This is a genomic window from Rhizobium sp. RU33A (assembly GCF_900156055.1).
Lineage (GTDB): Bacteria > Pseudomonadota > Alphaproteobacteria > Rhizobiales > Rhizobiaceae > Allorhizobium.
In genome coordinates this window covers 460,563-477,522 of the sequence record NZ_FTMQ01000002.1, presented here as the reverse complement: position 1 = coordinate 477,522, position 16,960 = coordinate 460,563, and the positions used below count along the sequence as shown (strand labels likewise).

Genomic DNA, 16,960 nt, shown 5'->3' with positions numbered 1-16,960 from the left:
CCTCAGGCGACACCGATCCTGAGCAGATCGTGGAAGTGAATGAGGCCGACGGGCGTGTTCTCGTCATCGACGACGATCAGCGCACCTATGCTATGTTTGTTGATCATCGCCACGGCGGTCGTCGCCAGCGCATCGCCCTTGATAACCTTGGGATTGCGGGTCATCACGTCATCGACGTTGAGGATCGACAGATCCCGCGCGAGATTGCGGGCCATGTCGCCTTCCGTCACGATGCCGCAGAGCTTGCCGGCTTCATCCACGATCCCCACACAGCCGAAATGCTTGTGCGACAAGGTCTTGACCGCCTCGGGCATCGGCGTGCCGAGCGCCACAAGCGGAAGCCGATCGCCGGTATGCATGATGTCGCGCACATGGGTGAGCGCCGCACCGAGCTTGCCGCCCGGATGGAAGGTGCGGAAGTCGGACGGCGAAAATCCGCGGGCTTCGAGCAGCGCAATCGCAATCGCATCGCCGATCGCAAGCTGCAGCACCGCCGAGGTTGTCGGCGCCAGCCCGTGCGGGCAGGCCTCCTGAACCTTCGGCATCAACAGCACGACATCGGCATTGCGGGCGAGCGTGGAATTTTCACCCGCCGTGATGGCGATCAACGGGATCGAGAAGCGACGGGAAAAGCTCAGAATGCCCTGCAGTTCCGTCGTTTCGCCACCCCAGGAGATCGCCAGGATCGCATCATCCTGCGCGATCATGCCGAGATCGCCGTGATTGGCTTCGGACGGATGGACAAAGAAGGCGGGCGTGCCGGTCGAGGCGAAGGTGGCGGCAATCTTCGAACCGATATGGCCACTCTTGCCGACCCCGGTGACGATCACCCGACCGCCGATGCCGCCGATCGTCTTCACCGCATTGCAAAAGGGTGCGGCCAAGGGACCGGCCAAGGCCTCTTCGAGCACACGAAGCCCTTCCCGCTCGGTCGAGATGACGCGAAGAGCGGATTCGGTGGCACTGGCTTCAACAAGATTGACTGCGCGCTTGATCATGTCGTCCCATACTGCGTTTGTCGTCTTCTGTAAATTCTCGTGGTGCATGCCGCTCCTGCGGCAAAGCTTGCCCGCTCGCCAAGGACGGCCGAAACCAATCATTAACCACCAGGCTTTACGATTGGGTAAGCATTACAGATCGCCGGGCGCAAGCATGACTTCAGTCGAAAATCGGGACAAGCGCGGCGCAGGCCGTCTGGGACTGCGCGCTTTCGCCAGCGCCCTTGCGCTGTCGGCACTCGTGCACCCGTCATTGGTCGCAGCCCAAGAGACCCGCCCCACGCCGCAATCCTCGACAGACGCTGCGGCAAGCGGCACGTCAACACCCGGCATCGGCGCGTCAGGCATCGCGACGCGCGCGGACGAAATGTCGACATCAGCGCCTGCCTTGGCGACCGATCCGACCACGACGGCAACAATTGCCCCGAACACATTCCCGGTGGACCCGCTTGCCGATCCCGATGCCCTACCGCTGGACGACGACATCGGTCGCCAGAACCTGCGCGAAACCCGGCTCGATGACCCGACGGGCGCCCGCATTCGCCGAGACGCTTTGGATGCCGAAGACGGCACCGGCATTCGCCTTGGCAGCATGATCCTTCGGCCGTCGATCAGCCAGAAATTCGGCACAGAGCGGGAGAAGTCCGGCGACGTCAAAACCAACCGCACATTCTCTGAAACCGGATTGAAGGGTACTTTGACCTCGGACTGGTCGAGACATGAGCTGAATGTCGGAGCCGAAGGCGCATGGCAGGAAACGCTGTCCGGCACGGACAACGACAAGCCACGCGCCAATATCGACGGGCGCCTGCGTCTCGATCTGGCAGACGACACCATCGCGACGCTCTCAGGATCCTACAGTTTCAGCCGCGAGGATAGCGACGATCCGAACGCCGTGTCCGGCGCCAGGGTCCAGTCCGGCGTCAACCAGTTCGGGACTGGCGTGTCGGTCGAACGCGACTTCGGCTTGATCCGCGGCTCTATCGCCGGCGACTTCACCCGCTTTCAGTATTCGGATGCCAAGTTGTCCAATGGCAGCATTCTCGAACGCAGTGATCGCGACCGCAATCGCTACACCGTCAGCAGCCGCCTCGGATACGAGATCTCGCCTGCTCTCACGCCCTTCATAGAAGGCACGATCGGGCGTATCGACTATGACGAAGCCGTCGATTCGTCGGGATACCGGCGCTCGGCGGATCTTTATGGCGCCAAGGCCGGTGTGGCCGTCGATCTGGGAGAGAAGCTGCGCGGCGAAATCGCCCTCGGCTACGAGCACCAGACCTTCGAGGACGCACGTCTGGCGGAACTGTCAGGGATGACGGTGGATGGCAACATCTTCTGGTCACCGCGCGACGGCACCAGCATCGATCTCTCGCTCGACACCAGTATCGATCCATCGACTACGGCCGGTGTAAACGGTGCAACGATCCACCGGGTCACTGCGGCGCTGTCCCACGACCTGCGCACGAACCTCGTCGCCCGCCTGACCGGTGGAACAACCTTCACGAACTACGACGGAAACGCGAGTGCGAGCGACACGACGGCCTATCTCGCGGGCGCCGGCCTGACCTGGAAGGTCAATCGCTATCTCGATGCGACGGCGGATCTCGCTTACGAGCGGACCAACTACAAGACAGGCACCGACAACAGCACGGTGACGGCATTGGTCGGCCTGACCGCCAAGCGCTGAGCCCGGCGGTCAGGAATTTCTTTTCACTTCAGCGCGGCGAGCAGCGCCTTCAACTGGTCCTCGATGGCTGGACGAATGTCGGCGCGCTCAATGGCAAAGGCGACATTGGCCAGGATGAAGCCGTCCTTGGAACCGCAGTCGAAGGTCTGGCCCTTGAAGTGGTAACCGGCAAACGGCTGGTCATTGGCGAGCTTCAGCATGCCATCGGTCAACTGGATCTCGTTGCCGGCGCCACGCTCCTGGGTCGACAGGATCTCGAAGATCTCAGGCTGCAGGATGTAGCGGCCGTTGATGAAGAAGTTGGAAGGTGCCGTGCCCTTGGCAGGCTTCTCGACCATTTGCGTGATCTTGAAGCCGCCTTCGAGCGCGTCACCGACGCCAACGATGCCGTATTTGTGGGCCTGATCCGGCGCACATTCCTCGACCGCCACAATGTTGCCGCCGGTCTTTTCATAAAGTTCGACCATGCCCTTGAGGCAGGCCTTTTCGCCGCGCATAATCATGTCAGGCAGGAGAAGGGCGAAAGGTTCATGCCCCACGATGTCACGAGCACACCAGACGGCATGTCCGAGACCCAGCGGCTCCTGTTGCCGCGTGAAGCTGGTCTGACCCGCTGTCGGCTGGAGTTCGTCGAGCATTGAAAGTTCGGCGTTCTTGTTGCGGGCCTTCAGGGTCTGTTCGAGTTCGAACTGGATGTCGAAATAGTCCTCGATGACCGCCTTGCCGCGGCCGGTCACGAAAACGAAGTGCTCGATCCCGGCTTCGATGGCCTCGTCAACCACATACTGGATGACCGGCTTATCGACGACGGTGAGCATTTCTTTCGGGACCGCCTTGGTGGCGGGAAGAAAACGCGTGCCGAGACCGGCCACAGGAAAAACGGCTTTACGGAGCTTTTTAGTCTGAACCACTCATTCCTCCTCGAGGATCTAAATCGATTAACGTCTTCATAACGCAGTCACGCCCAGTAACATACAATTGCTTCAAAATGGCAAAGACAAAGCTTGGGCGGACAACATGGTAAAGGGTTTGTTGACTGAACAGCATTAACCTGTGGTGAACAGCCTTGTTCCGGCTGCCAACACGAGAATGCACGGGAGATGCCCATGAAAAGACACCGCCCCAGCCTGCTCGGCGCCATTGCCCTGACGCTGACGACAGCGCTCATCCCGATGGAAGCCTTTGCGGACGCCGGTTTCCAAAAGTGGATCCGCGACTTCTATCCGGTCGCCGCCAAGTCCGGTATCACCGAAGCGACCTATCGACAGGCCTTCAAGGGTGTGAGCGAGCCCGACCAGTTCGTGCTGGAGAAAGCCGCCTATCAGCCCGAATTCAAGTCCCAGATCTGGGACTACCTCGACAGCCGCGTGAACCCCTTCACCGTCAAGGTCGGCCAGGAGATGCTGGCCAAGCACGGGCGCCTGCTGACAGCCTTGGAAAACCATTTCGGCGTCGACAAGCACGTGCTGCTGGCGATCTGGTCGATGGAATCCAACTACGGCGCCGCCCTTGAGCGCCCTGACCGCCTGCACAATGTGCCACGTTCTCTGGCAACGCTCGCTTACGCCGACCGCAAGCGCGCAAAGTTTGCCCGCACACAGCTGATTGCTGCGCTCAAGATGCTGCAGAACGGCGACGTAACCAACAAGAACCTGATGGGCTCCTGGGCCGGCGCCATGGGGCACACCCAGTTCATCCCTACGAGCTATCTGCTTTACGGCATCGACGCCGACGGCAACGGCGACAAGGACATCTGGCACTCGATTCCGGATGCGCTGGCCACCGCCGCGAACCTGCTTGCCAAGAACGACTGGCAGACCGGCCGGACCTGGGGCTACGAGATCGCCGTCCCGAGAGGTGGTCACAAATATGCTGGCCAGACCAAGACGGTCGCGCAGTGGCAGGCCCTCGGCTTTGCCCGTCCGTCTGGCAAGGGCTTCCGCAACGGCAGCGAACGCGCAGAGCTCAAGATGCTCGGTGGCGCCAACGGCCCGGGCTTCCTGATGACCAAGAACTTCTTCGTCATCAAGCGTTACAACGCCGCTGACAGCTACGCCCTTGGCGTTGGCTTGCTGGCGGACGAGATTGCCGGCTACGGCGGCATGCAACAGCGCTGGCCGCGCCCCGACGGTTCGCTCGACGTCAAGGAAAAGTTCGAGCTCCAGACCCGTCTTCAGGCGCTTGGCTATTACGATGGCAAGATCGACGGCAATTTCGGCTCTGGCTCGAAGGCGGCAATCACCGCCATCCAGCAGCGACTCGGCATGTCCGTGGACGGCCAGCCTTCACGCGACCTGCTCGACAAGCTGCGCAACTGATCCGGGTCCGCAGCAGGGCACCTGTTGACTTGGCATCCGCCGCGCTCCAGAAACAAGAGAGCGCGGCGGATGCATTTTGAGCCCGCCGCTTTCGCCCATGGAGTGTGACTTGACGAGCCCGCGCGGAACCTTCGCCCGCCTCCTGACGCTCGGTCTGGCGCTGACAGTCGTCGCGACCGCGTTCATCACCACGTCTGCCGAGGCCCAGCAGCCGGAACGTCGACGCAATCTCCTCGATTTGCTCTTTGGCCAACGCCAGCCCGCCTATGTGCCGCCCCAGAACGTGCAGCGTCCGCGGGAAACCAATACCCGAAAGAAGACCAGTGGCAGCGTGACCACGATCAATACCCGGCCGCAATCGCCCCGCGCGGTTGCAGCCCCCCCGCCGCCGCCAAAGCTCGACAACGCAAAGACGGTCCTCGTCCTCGGTGACTTCGTGGCAAGCGCCCTTGGCGATGGGTTGAAGACCGCCTTCGAGGATTCACCCGGCGTCGTCGTGGAAAACCGCACCAACGGATCTTCCGGCCTGGTGCGTGACGATTTCTACGATTGGCCGGGCCAGTTGCCGGCACTCGTCAGCGATCTCAAACCGAGCGTCGTGGTCATCCAGATCGGCGCGAACGATCGGCAGCAACTGGTAACCCCGACCGGCCGCCTCGACTTCCGGACCGATCCCTGGTTCACCGCCTATGGCGACCGGGTCGCACGCCTGGCGAGCGTCGCGGCGGAAACGCGCCTACCGATCATCTGGGTCGGACTGCCGGCCTTCCGCCCGCAAAATATGACGGCAGACGCCCTGCGCCTTAACACCATCTATCGATCGAGCATCGAGAAGGTGAACGGCGAATTCGTCGATATCTGGGAAGGCTTCGTCGATCAGGAAGGGCGCTTCATCGTCACCGGCTCCGACATCAACGGCCAGCCGGTGCGCCTGCGCGGCAATGACGGCATCGGCTTTACCGGCCCCGGCAAACGCAAGCTCGCTTTCTATGTCGAAAAATCCGTGCGCCGCTATCTTGGCGACATGACGAGCCCGGATCTCGTCCGCCTCGACGCCAGCAATCTGCCCGAGCTCGTGACCCTGTCGCCATCGGAGAACAAGGCAATTATCACCACCCCGCCGATCGACCTTTTCGACCCGGAGCTCGACGGTGCCGACGAACTGCTAGGCGGCACCGTGCCCGCCTCCTCGACCTTCCCGACACCGCGCGACCAGCTCGTAAAGAACGGTCGCCTGCCGGATCCGCCGGTCGGACGGGTGGACTATGTGAAGCGCGCAACAGAGGCGGCACCGACAGTCTCTCCCGCTCCGGCCACGGCGACACCCTGATCCGTCAATACATCCAACGCAAAAGGGGCCGCTCGAAAGCGGCCCCTAATCGTTTGGCAAACCAGTAGGATCAGCGCGGCAGCACGCTTTCGCCCATCAGCGCCTCGTCGATGGCGCGCGCGGCCTGGCGCCCTTCGCGGATTGCCCAGACGACCAGCGACTGGCCGCGACGGGCGTCGCCGGCGACCCAGACCTTGTCGACCGAGGAGCGATAATCCTTGTCGTTGGCAACAACATTGGTCGAGCCACGACGGTCGGTATTGAGTTCGAGCTTGCCGTCGAGATCCTTCAGCACGCTGTCAGTGAACGGACCGGAGAAGCCGATGGCGATGAAGGCGAGATCAGCCTTGATGATGAATTCCGTGCCCGGGATCGGCTTGCGACGCTCGTCGACCTGGCAGCACTTCACGCCGGTCAGCACGCCGTCTTCGCCGACGAATTCGAGCGTTGCCACCTGGAATTCGCGGTTGGCACCTTCGGCCTGGCTGGACGAGGTGCGCATCTTGGTCGCCCAGAAGGGCCAGATCGCAAGCTTGTCTTCCGTCTGCGGCGGGCGCGGGCGGATGTCGAGCTGGGTTACCTTGACGGCACCCTGGCGGAAGGCCGTGCCGACGCAGTCAGACGCCGTATCACCGCCGCCGACAACGACGACATGCTTGCCACCGGCGAGGATCGGATCGGCCGGCCAGCCGATGCTGTCGATGTTTTCGCGGCCAACGCGGCGGTTCTGCTGCACCAGATAGGGCATGGCATCATGCACGCCATGGAACTCGACGCCGGGAATGCCGGCCTCGCGCGGCGTTTCCGAACCGCCACAATAGAGCACGGCATCATAGTCGGCACGCAGCTTCTCGACAGTCACGTCGACGCCGACGTTGACGCCGCAATGGAAGGTGACATTTTCGCCCTGCATCTGCTCGACGCGGCGATCGATGAAGTTCTTCTCCATCTTGAAATCAGGAATGCCGTAGCGCAGCAGGCCGCCGGGCTTCGACTCGCGCTCGTAGACATGCACTTCATGACCGGCGCGCCCAAGCTGCTGTGCAGCGGCGAGACCAGACGGACCGGAGCCGATGATCGCCACCTTTTTGCCGGTGTGGATCGTTGCCGGCTGCGGCACGATGAAGCCGAGCTCATAGGCCTTGTCAGCAATCGCCTGCTCGACGGTCTTGATTGCGACCGGCGCATCTTCGAGGTTCAGCGTGCAGGCTTCCTCGCAAGGCGCGGGGCAGACGCGACCGGTGAATTCCGGGAAGTTGTTCGTCGAGTGGAGGTTGCGGATCGCCTCCTCCCACTTGTTGTTATAGACGAGGTCGTTCCAGTCGGGGATCTGGTTATGCACCGGACAGCCGGTCGGACCATGACAATAGGGAATGCCGCAATCCATGCAGCGCGCCGCCTGCTTGGTCACCTCGGGATCCGACATCGGGATGGTGAATTCGCGGAAATGGCGGATGCGGTCGGAGGCCGGCTGATACTTCGCCACCTGCCGGTCGATTTCCATGAAACCTGTAACCTTGCCCATTTTAAAGTCCTGCTAATCTGAGCTTCAACTGCACGGCCGAGCCGTGGGCGACGACATCCCGGCCATCCGGGATGTCGAGGTGGCAATCATTCGGCGGCAACGCCCATGCGCATGCGTTCCATTTCCTCAAGCGCACGGCGGTATTCGACCGGCATGACCTTGCGGAACTTCGGACGATACTCGGCCCAGCTGTCGAGGATCTGCTTGGCACGGTTCGAGCCCGTGTAATGCAGATGGTTCGAGATCAGTTGGTAGAGGCGCTCCTCGTCATGGCGGGTCATGTCGCCGGATACGTCGACAAGGCCCTTGTGCATGAGGTCGCCGCCGTGATGGTGCAGCTTCTCCAGCATGTCGTCCTCTTCCGGAACCGGCTCGAGTTCGACCATGGCCATGTTGCAGCGCTTGGCGAAATCGCCGCTCTCATCGAGCACGTAAGCGACACCGCCCGACATGCCGGCTGCGAAGTTGCGGCCGGTTTCACCGAGCACAACGACCACGCCACCCGTCATGTATTCGCAGCCGTGGTCACCCACGCCTTCGACGACGGCGATAGCACCCGAGTTGCGGACAGCGAAACGTTCGCCGGCCACGCCGCGGAAGTAGCATTCACCCGAGATCGCGCCGTAAAGCACGGTGTTGCCGACGATGATCGAGTTCTCGGCAACGATACGGGCATTCTCCGGCGGACGCACGACGATGCGGCCACCCGAGAGGCCCTTGCCGACATAGTCGTTGCCATCGCCCACGAGATCGAAGGTTATGCCACGCGCCAGGAAAGCGCCGAAGGACTGACCGGCCGTGCCATTCAGCGTCGCATGGATGGTGTCATCCTTGAGGCCCTTGTGGCCGTAGCGCTTGGCGACTTCACCTGAAAGCATTGCGCCGGCCGAACGGTCGACGTTCTTGATATCGACGTCGAAGACGACAGGCTGCTTGGCTTCGAGCGCCGGCATGGCCTTCTCGATCAGCTTGCGATCGAGAATGTCGATGATCGGGTGGTTCTGGCGTTCGGTCCAGTAGGTGGCGGACTTCGGCGCATCGACCTTGTGGAAGATCTTCGAGAAGTCGAGCCCCTTGGCCTTCCAGTGGGCGAGCATCTCGTCCTTTTCCAGCAGTTCGGAAGCGCCGATGATCTCGTCCAGCTTGGTCACGCCGAGCGAAGCCAGGATCTCGCGCACTTCTTCAGCCACGAAGAAGAAGTAGTTGATCACGTGCTCGGGCGTGCCCTTGAAGCGCTTGCGCAGAACCGGATCCTGGGTGGCGACGCCAACCGGGCAGGTATTGAGATGGCATTTGCGCATCATGATGCAGCCGGCAGCGATCAGCGGTGCGGTCGCAAAGCCGAACTCGTCGGCACCAAGCAGCGCGCCAATGATGACATCACGGCCGGTCTTCAAACCACCGTCGACCTGCAGCGCGATGCGCGAACGAAGGCCGTTCAGCACCAGCGTCTGCTGTGTCTCGGCGAGACCAATTTCCCATGGGCTACCGGCATGCTTCAGCGAGGTGAGCGGCGATGCGCCCGTGCCCCCATCGAAGCCTGAGACGGTGATATGGTCGGCGCGCGCCTTGGCAACGCCGGCAGCAACCGTGCCGACGCCGACTTCCGAGACGAGCTTGACCGAGACATCCGCTTCCGGGTTGACGTTCTTCAGGTCGTAGATCAGCTGCGCCAGATCTTCGATCGAATAGATGTCATGATGCGGCGGCGGCGAGATGAGGCCAACGCCCGGCGTCGAGTGTCGCGTCTTGGCAACCGTCGCATCGACCTTGTGGCCGGGGAGCTGACCGCCTTCGCCGGGCTTTGCACCCTGCGCGACCTTGATCTGCAGCATATCGGCATTGACGAGATACTCGGTGGTCACACCGAAGCGGCCAGACGCGATCTGCTTGATCGCCGAACGCTCTGGGTTCGAGGAACCGTCAGCGAGCGGCAGGTAACGATCGCTTTCCTCGCCGCCTTCACCGGTGTTCGACTTGCCGCCGATCCGGTTCATGGCAATCGCGAGCGTGGTATGCGCCTCGCGGCTGATCGAGCCGAAGGACATGGCACCGGTCGAGAAGCGCTTGACGATATCGACAGCAGCCTCGACCTCATCGATCGAAACAGGCTTGCGACCAAGGTCTTCAGCCTTCTTGATCTTGAACAGGCCGCGGATCGTGTTCATCCGCAGATTGCTGTCATTCACCATCTCGGCGAATTCGCGGTAGCGGTCCTGGCTGTTGCCGCGCACGGCATGCTGCAGCGACGCGATCGAATCAGGGCTCCAGGCATGGTTTTCACCACGCATGCGGTAGGCATATTCACCGCCGACATCGAGCGTGCTGGCGAGAACCGGATCCTTGCCGAAAGCCGAGAGGTGACGGGTGACAGTTTCCTCGGCGATTTCCTCGAGGCCAATGCCCTCGATCGTCGTCGCGGTGCCGAAGAAATACTTGTCGACCAGTTTGGACGACAGACCAATCGCGTCGAAGATCTGGGCGCCACAATAGGACTGGTAGGTCGAGATGCCCATCTTGGACATGACCTTGAGGATGCCCTTGCCCACGGCCTTGATGTAGCGGTAGACGACTTCGTCTTCCGACACTTCCTTGGGGAATTCGCCATGCTTGTGCATGTCGAGCAGCGTGTCGAAGGCGAGATAGGGGTTTATCGCCTCGGCCCCGAAGCCCGCGAGACAGCAGAAGTGATGCACTTCGCGCGGCTCGCCGGATTCGACCACGAGACCGACCGAGGTGCGCAGCCCCTTGCGGATCAGGTGGTGATGGACGGCAGCGGTCGCCAGAAGCGCCGGGATGGCGATCCGGTCCGGGCCGATCTGGCGGTCGGAAAGCACGATGATGTTATAGCCGCCGCGCACAGCCGCTTCCGCCCGCTCGCACAGGCGATCGAGCATCTCCGGCATTCCTTCGGCGCCACGGCTGACATCATAGGTGAAGTCGAGCGTCTTGGTGTCGAAGCGATCCTCGACATGACCGATCGAGCGGATCTTTTCCAGATCACCATTGGTCAGGATCGGCTGGCGTACTTCCATGCGCTTGGCGTTCGCCATGCCTTCATGGTCGAGAATGTTCGGGCGTGGTCCGATGAACGAGACGAGGCTCATGACGAGCTCTTCGCGGATCGGATCGATCGGCGGGTTGGTGACCTGGGCGAAGTTCTGCTTGAAATAGGTGTAGAGCAGCTTCGACTTTGTCGACATCGCCGAGATCGGCGTATCGGTCCCCATCGAGCCGATCGCTTCCTGACCGGTGGTGGCCATCGGCGACATCAGGAGCTTGGTATCTTCGGTGGTGTAGCCGAAAGCCTGCTGGCGATCGAGCAGCGACACATCGCGGCGAAGCGCGCGCGGCTCGACCGGCTTCAGGTCTTCGAGGATGAGCTGCGTGCGATCCAGCCACTCGCGATAGGGATGGCTGCCGGCAAGCGACGACTTCACTTCCTCGTCGGAAATGATGCGGCCTTCCGCCATGTCGATGAGCAGCATCTTGCCCGGCTGCAAACGCCACTTCTTGACGATGCGCTCTTCCGGCACCGGCAGGGTGCCGGCTTCGGAAGCCAGGATAACGCGGTCGTCGTCAGTGACTATGTAACGGGCCGGGCGCAGGCCGTTACGGTCGAGCGTCGCGCCGATCTGGCGACCGTCGGTAAAGCAGACCGCAGCCGGGCCGTCCCACGGCTCCATCAGGGCTGCATGATATTCGTAGAACGCCTTGCGCTCCTTCGACATCAACTGGTTGCCCGACCAGGCCTCCGGGATCAGCATCATGACGGCATGCGCGAGCGAATAGCCACCGCGCTGCAGGAATTCGAGCGCGTTGTCGAAGCAGGCCGTGTCCGACTGCCCCTCATAGGAGATCGGCCAGAGCTTGGAGATGTCGTCACCGAATAGCGGCGAAGACACCGAGGCCTGACGCGCAGCCATCCAGTTGACGTTGCCGCGCAGCGTGTTGATTTCGCCGTTATGGGCGACCATGCGGTACGGGTGCGCCAGCTTCCACGACGGGAAGGTGTTGGTCGAGAAGCGCTGATGCACGAGGGCAACGGCCGACTCGAAGCGAGGATCGGCCAGATCCTTGTAATAGGCACCAACCTGATAGGCGAGGAACATGCCCTTGTAGACGATCGTCGAGGACGACAGCGACACCGGATAGAAGCCGGTCTCCTGGCCGCCGTACTGGTCATAGATGCGGTTGGAAATCACCTTGCGGAGCAGGAACAGGCGACGCTCGAATGCATCCTGGGTTGCGGCATCACGACCGGCGCCGATAAAGACCTGGATCTGGCGCGGCTCGGTTGCAGCAATCTCAGGCGCCTTGGACAGCGAGGAATTATCAACAGGCACGTCGCGATAGCCAAGCAGGCGCTGGCCTTCGGACTGACAGACCTCGGCGATGACCTGCTTGAAATGGGCGATCTGCTCTTCGTCCTGCGGGAAGAAGAAGTGACCGACGGCATATTCGCCCGCCTTCGGCAGGGTGATGCCCTGGGCCGCCATTTCCTCACGGAAGAAGCGGTCGGGGATCTGCACGAGAATGCCCGCGCCATCACCCATCAGCGGATCAGCGCCGACGGCGCCGCGATGGGTGAGGTTTTCGAGGATGAACAACCCGTCTTTGACGATCTGATGCGACTTCTGCCCCTTCATGTGGGCGATGAAACCAACGCCACAGGCGTCATGTTCGTTGCGAGGATCGTAAAGACCCTGTTTCGGAGGCAGACCGGTGCGCGCGATCGCCGTCTCGGCGACTGCTTCCGCACTGGCGGACCGCATGATCTCTTCGGATGACGGAATCTTCGTCATGACCTTTACCTCCTTTGAAGCCGGACTGGCCGGGCTGATTGGACCCATCTCAGGCACCGATGGGCGCCAGCGACAGCCACCCAATCCTACGCGGATCGCTTGACCACCCCAAAACGCCCGAAAACACATCGCCTTCGAAACCGGAATTAGGTCAACTAGTCTGACCTAATTCCGGTTGTTCCTATGACAGAAAGTAAACGCTCATGCAAGAGTTGCCCAGGAAAATTAACCGGGCAAAGGATGCGAAATTACGACACAGGGGCAACGAGCGAAATTTTATTACGCCAATTGCCATGGCTGCATCACCTTGTTGCGGACTTGATATTCTTTGTCCGCGCTACAGCCGGGCCACATTGATAGCCATGCGGAAAGAGATAAAGTCTCTCGGATCACTCCCGCCTCAGGATAATGCCATGCACTTCGCTTCAGACAACTGGTCCGGCGCCCATCCCAGGATCGCCGAAAGCCTCACCCGCCATGCCCAGGGCTTCGCCTCCGCCTATGGCACGAGCGATCTGGACAAGGCGGTGGAAGAGCGGTTCAGTACCATTTTCGAACGCGAGGTCGCAGTCTTCTTCGTGGCAACCGGCACGGCGGCCAACTCGCTGGCGCTTGCAAGCCTTGCCAAAGCCGGAGGCGTCAGTTTCTGTCACACCGATGCACACGTCAATGCGGACGAAGGCGGCGCGCCGGAGTTCCTGACGGGCGGTACCCGGCTCTTCGGCGTCGAGGGCGCAGAGGGCAGGATGGACCCACAGGCACTGGAGGCCGCGATAGCCCGCTTCGAGCCGGCCTCTCCCCATCATGGTCGCGCCATGGCCGTCACCGTCACCCAGGCGACAGAGGTCGGAACGGTCTACACGCTTGACGAGCTCGACAGGATCGCGGCGATCGCGAAGGCGCGTGACCTGCCGCTTCACATGGACGGGGCGCGATTCGCCAATGCCCTCGTCGCACTCGACGCAACGCCGGCCGAGATGACCTGGAAGCGCGGGGTCGACATTCTCTCCTTTGGCGGCACCAAGAACGGCTGCTGGTGCGCGGAAGCCATCGTCTTCTTCGATCCCGGTATGGCGGCTGATATGCCCTTCATCCGCAAGCGTTCCGCCCAGCTCTTTTCCAAGAGCCGCTTCATCTCGGCCCAGCTCGAGGCCTATCTCGACGGCAACCTCTGGCTAGACCTCGCGGGCCATTCGAATGCCATGGCCGACCGCCTGCGATCGGGTCTGGCAGTGAAGAACACCGCTCGCCTCGCCTGGGACACGACCGCGAACGAGGTCTTTGCCGTCATCGAAAAATCCTCTGCCGAACGTGCCCGTTCCAAGGGGGCGAAATTCCATGAATGGCAGCCCCCGCACGGGTGGCTTCCCTTGCCGACCGAGAATGAGGTCCTAATTAGACTGGTGACGAGCTTTGCAACGACAGTAGAAGACGTTGATCAATTCATAGAAGTCGTGTGAGCCCAAGGTTTCTTACAGATAAAACGTGCACGTTTTACACAAAAAACCTTGATTTTTCAAACGGCCCACTCCTCGACATGATGCAGTTGCCAGCCCCGATGAGGGCTTCAACGACACCACGCATCACGATCCGAGGAGACATTTCATGACCAAGACCACCATTAACACGGCCGCCCTCGCCGCCGCCGTCACCATGGCCATCGGCAGCGCCGCCCTCCTGTCCGGCCCGGCCGTCGCCCAGGAAAAGGAAAAGTGCTTCGGCGTTTCCATGGCCGGCAAGAACGATTGCGCAGCTGGCCCCGGCACCACCTGCGCCGGCACCTCCAAGGTCGACTTCCAGGGTAATGCCTGGACCTATGTCGCCAAGGGCACCTGCACCGCAATGGCGCTTCCGGATGGCCGCATGGGTGCGCTCGAAGCCCTCGACCGCGACCTTCCGAAGGCTTGAGACAGCACGGCACCTGCGGCTCGTCCGCAGGTGCCGTCCCGCTATCCTGTCCAGGACGAATGCTTGAGGAGCCGGCCGTGTCTATCCATCCCGCCGCAGAGATCACTTTTGCCGACAGAAGCCACCAGGGCCCTGCCGCCCGCCTCCCCAGCCGTGCAGGCGCCGGCTTCAAGCCCCAGCATGCCGACCAGATCCTTGCGGACGAATTTCGCATCGGCTTTCTCGAAGTCCATGCCGAGAACTACATGGGCGCCGGCGGCCATCCGCACCGCATCCTGACCCGCATGCGCGAGGACTTCCCGATCTCGATCCATGGCGTTGGCCTCTCGATCGGCAGCCCGACCGGCATGGACCTGGAGCATCTCGCTCGCCTCAAGACGGTCATTGACCGCTACCAGCCGGAACAGGTCTCGGAACATCTCGCCTGGTCCACCCATGACAGCCACTTCTTCAACGATCTCCTACCCGTCCCCTATGATACGGCGACTCTGAACAGGGTTTGCGACCACATCGACCAGGTACAGGAGACGCTAGGACGCCGGATCCTGCTCGAGAACCCGTCGACCTACCTCGGCTTTGAAGCCTCAACCATGTCAGAGACGGACTTCATCCGGGCGATCGCCCGCCGGACCGGCTGCGGCCTTTTGCTCGACATCAACAACGTCCACGTCTCCGCCACCAACCACGGTTACGGCGCCCGCGACTATCTCGCCGATTTCCCACTCTCATGCGTCGAGGAAATCCACCTCGCGGGGCATGCGGAAGATATCGACGATGCCGGTCTCCCGCTGCTGATCGACAGCCATGACCGCCCGGTGAACGATCTGGTCTGGGATCTCTATGCCCATGTCATTGGCAAGCTCGGCCCCCTGCCAACCTTGATCGAATGGGACAATGAAGTGCCCGACTGGTCCGTCCTCAAACGAGAGGCGCAACTGGCCGACGCGATCCTCGACCGCCATGTCGCGGCCGACCTGGGGCTTCGCCATGCGTCTTGACCCAGTCTCCAGCGGCGCCTTCGCCGAAGCGCTTTTCGCACCGGATCTGCCTTCGCCGGAAGGGCTGACAGGTCGCGAAGAGACGCGACCGCAACGCCGCTTCTCGGTCTACCGCAACAATGTCACCGTCTCGCTGGTCGATGCCCTCGCTTCGATCTTTCCGACGGTCCAGAACCTTGTTGGCGAAGACTTCTTCCGCGCCATGGCCCGCCTGTATGTGGCCGCCCATCCGCCCACGTCTCCCCTGCTCTTCACCTATGGCGAGAGCTTCCCGGCTTTTCTCGTAAGCTTCCCACCGGCAGCAGATCTTCCATTTCTCGCGGATGTCGCCCGCGTCGAGCGCCTCTGGCTCGATGCCTATCACGCAGCTGACGCCGCCCCGCTCGATCCGGCAGCGCTTGCACAAATCCCAGCCGAGGAACTGGCAAACATTCGCTTTCGGCCGCAGCCAGCGACCCGCATGAGCCGCCTCTGTCACGCCGCCGGCACCATATGCCGCCTAGACCGAGCCGGCATGTCGCTCGAAGGCGTCAACCCGCTTCAGCCGGAGGCCGTGCTCGTCACCCGTCCGGCCTTCGATGTTTCGATCGAAATCCTGCCCTCGGGCGGAGCTCGCTTCTTTGAACGACTTCTCAGCGGTCACCCACTCGGCGAAGCCTGTCTCGCAGCAGGAGAGGAAGCCGCCGACATCCCTGCCCTCATCGGCCTTGCCATCACCTCGGGCGCCTTCACCGCGATCGACCTTCTCCCGGAAAGCGAAAGACCATGACATCTGCCATCGCAATCATCGAATTCTACCGCCGCACGATCCGCGGGATGGAGCCCATGCTTGATCGATGGTTTCTCGGGCTTTTTGCGCGTCTCGTCTTTCTAGCGGTGCTCGTTCCCTATTACCTGAATTCGGCACTGACCAAGTTCGACGGCCCCTTCTCGGTTTCCGACGGCGCCTATTACCAGATCGCTCTTCCGGCCGTCGATGCCGCCGGCGGCGATGTCTCGGCCGTATCCTTCTTCCCCTGGGGGCTGATGGTATTTCTCGGCTCCTACGGCGAAATAATCCTGCCGTTGCTGCTCGTCGCCGGCCTCTTCACCCGCATCGCCGCCCTTGGCATGATCGCCTTCATCGTGGTGCAGAGCTTGACCGACATCCTCGTCCACAATGTCGATGCCGGCACGATCGGCGCCTTGTTCGACCGTTTTCCCGACAGCGTCATCCTCGATCAGCGCCTGCTCTGGATCTTCCCGCTCGCCTACCTTGTCTTAAAGGGCGCGGGCATGCTTTCGCTCGACAAGCTGCTCTGCACGATCTGGACCCAGCGAATGGCTGCGCATGAAAAAAGCGGCCGGCTTTCGCCGACCGCCTGACTGGGAGGCTTGATCGTCTGGGA

General features: G+C 61.8%; 12 protein-coding genes. 8 read left to right on the top strand and 4 right to left on the bottom strand.

The genetic code is table 11. The annotated features are described in order from the left end of the window. Positions 1–2: 2 nt before the first annotated feature. Positions 3–998, bottom strand: coding sequence for a KpsF/GutQ family sugar-phosphate isomerase (locus BW978_RS08200; RefSeq protein ID WP_076394918.1), 996 nt, complete (start codon positions 996–998; stop codon positions 3–5). 154 nt (positions 999–1,152) lie between these two features. Between BW978_RS08200 and BW978_RS08195 the strand changes: the two genes are divergently transcribed. Beyond that, positions 1,153–2,688 (top strand): outer membrane beta-barrel protein, encoded by a 1,536-nt coding sequence (locus tag BW978_RS08195; RefSeq protein WP_076393997.1) that lies wholly within the window; start codon positions 1,153–1,155, stop codon positions 2,686–2,688. A 23-nt stretch (positions 2,689–2,711) separates the two neighbouring features. Here the strand turns inward: BW978_RS08195 and galU are convergent, their stop codons facing one another. Further along, positions 2,712–3,599, bottom strand: a complete 888-nt coding sequence (gene galU, locus BW978_RS08190) for a UTP--glucose-1-phosphate uridylyltransferase GalU (RefSeq protein WP_054148222.1) — start codon at positions 3,597–3,599, stop codon at positions 2,712–2,714. Positions 3,600–3,794: 195 nt separating this feature from the next. On the opposite strand from galU, the gene BW978_RS08185 reads away from it, so the two are divergent. Further along, entirely contained in the window at positions 3,795–5,006 is a 1,212-nt protein-coding gene (locus BW978_RS08185; RefSeq protein WP_139330400.1) for a lytic murein transglycosylase, read from the top strand. A 109-nt stretch (positions 5,007–5,115) separates the two neighbouring features. Beyond that, positions 5,116–6,336: an SGNH/GDSL hydrolase family protein gene (locus BW978_RS08180; protein WP_076393993.1), complete on the top strand. Its 1,221-nt coding sequence runs from the start codon at positions 5,116–5,118 to the stop codon at positions 6,334–6,336. 70 nt (positions 6,337–6,406) lie between these two features. On the opposite strand, the gene BW978_RS08175 is transcribed toward BW978_RS08180, so the two are convergent. Continuing rightward, positions 6,407–7,861 carry a glutamate synthase subunit beta gene (locus tag BW978_RS08175; protein ID WP_076393991.1) on the bottom strand — a complete coding sequence of 485 codons (1,455 nt, stop codon included), beginning with the start codon at positions 7,859–7,861 and terminating at the stop codon, positions 6,407–6,409. A gap of 86 nt (positions 7,862–7,947) precedes the next feature. Then, entirely contained in the window at positions 7,948–12,636 is a 4,689-nt protein-coding gene (gltB, locus tag BW978_RS08170) for a glutamate synthase large subunit (protein WP_244551935.1), read from the bottom strand. A gap of 443 nt (positions 12,637–13,079) precedes the next feature. On the opposite strand from gltB, the gene BW978_RS08165 reads away from it, so the two are divergent. From BW978_RS08165 to BW978_RS08145, 5 genes are all read left to right on the top strand, one after another. Next, entirely contained in the window at positions 13,080–14,126 is a 1,047-nt protein-coding gene (locus BW978_RS08165; protein ID WP_076393987.1) for a threonine aldolase family protein, read from the top strand. A 145-nt stretch (positions 14,127–14,271) separates the two neighbouring features. Next, complete coding sequence (locus BW978_RS08160; protein ID WP_076393985.1) at positions 14,272–14,574, top strand: BufA1 family periplasmic bufferin-type metallophore; 303 nt, start codon at positions 14,272–14,274, stop codon at positions 14,572–14,574. A gap of 101 nt (positions 14,575–14,675) precedes the next feature. Next, positions 14,676–15,572, top strand: coding sequence for an MNIO family bufferin maturase (locus BW978_RS08155; protein ID WP_139330440.1), 897 nt, complete (start codon positions 14,676–14,678; stop codon positions 15,570–15,572). After that, the gene (locus tag BW978_RS08150; RefSeq protein ID WP_076394916.1) at positions 15,562–16,341 is read left to right on the top strand and encodes an HvfC/BufC N-terminal domain-containing protein; all 780 of its coding nucleotides are present in this window, start codon (positions 15,562–15,564) and stop codon (positions 16,339–16,341) included. Before BW978_RS08155 ends, BW978_RS08150 begins: the two co-directional genes overlap by 11 nt. Continuing rightward, a complete protein-coding gene (locus BW978_RS08145; protein WP_076393981.1) occupies positions 16,338–16,937 on the top strand; it encodes a DoxX family protein in 600 nt (199 codons plus the stop codon). The genes BW978_RS08150 and BW978_RS08145 overlap by 4 nt, the downstream gene beginning before the upstream one ends. Positions 16,938–16,960: the final 23 nt, after the last annotated feature.

Bases quoted from the DNA above. Each gene is read 5' to 3' on its own strand.
- BW978_RS08200 (WP_076394918.1), bottom strand. From the start codon at position 998: ATGATCAAGCGCGCAGTCAATCTTGTTGAAGCCAGTGCCACCGAATCC.
- BW978_RS08165 (WP_076393987.1), top strand. From the start codon at position 13,080: ATGCACTTCGCTTCAGACAACTGGTCCGGCGCCCATCCCAGGATCGCC.
- BW978_RS08175 (WP_076393991.1), bottom strand. From the start codon at position 7,861: ATGGGCAAGGTTACAGGTTTCATGGAAATCGACCGGCAGGTGGCGAAG.
- BW978_RS08160 (WP_076393985.1), top strand. From the start codon at position 14,272: ATGACCAAGACCACCATTAACACGGCCGCCCTCGCCGCCGCCGTCACC.
- BW978_RS08150 (WP_076394916.1), top strand. From the start codon at position 15,562: ATGCGTCTTGACCCAGTCTCCAGCGGCGCCTTCGCCGAAGCGCTTTTC.
- BW978_RS08195 (WP_076393997.1), top strand. From the start codon at position 1,153: ATGACTTCAGTCGAAAATCGGGACAAGCGCGGCGCAGGCCGTCTGGGA.
- gltB (WP_244551935.1), bottom strand. From the start codon at position 12,636: ATGCGGTCCGCCAGTGCGGAAGCAGTCGCCGAGACGGCGATCGCGCGC.
- BW978_RS08185 (WP_139330400.1), top strand. From the start codon at position 3,795: ATGAAAAGACACCGCCCCAGCCTGCTCGGCGCCATTGCCCTGACGCTG.
- BW978_RS08145 (WP_076393981.1), top strand. From the start codon at position 16,338: ATGACATCTGCCATCGCAATCATCGAATTCTACCGCCGCACGATCCGC.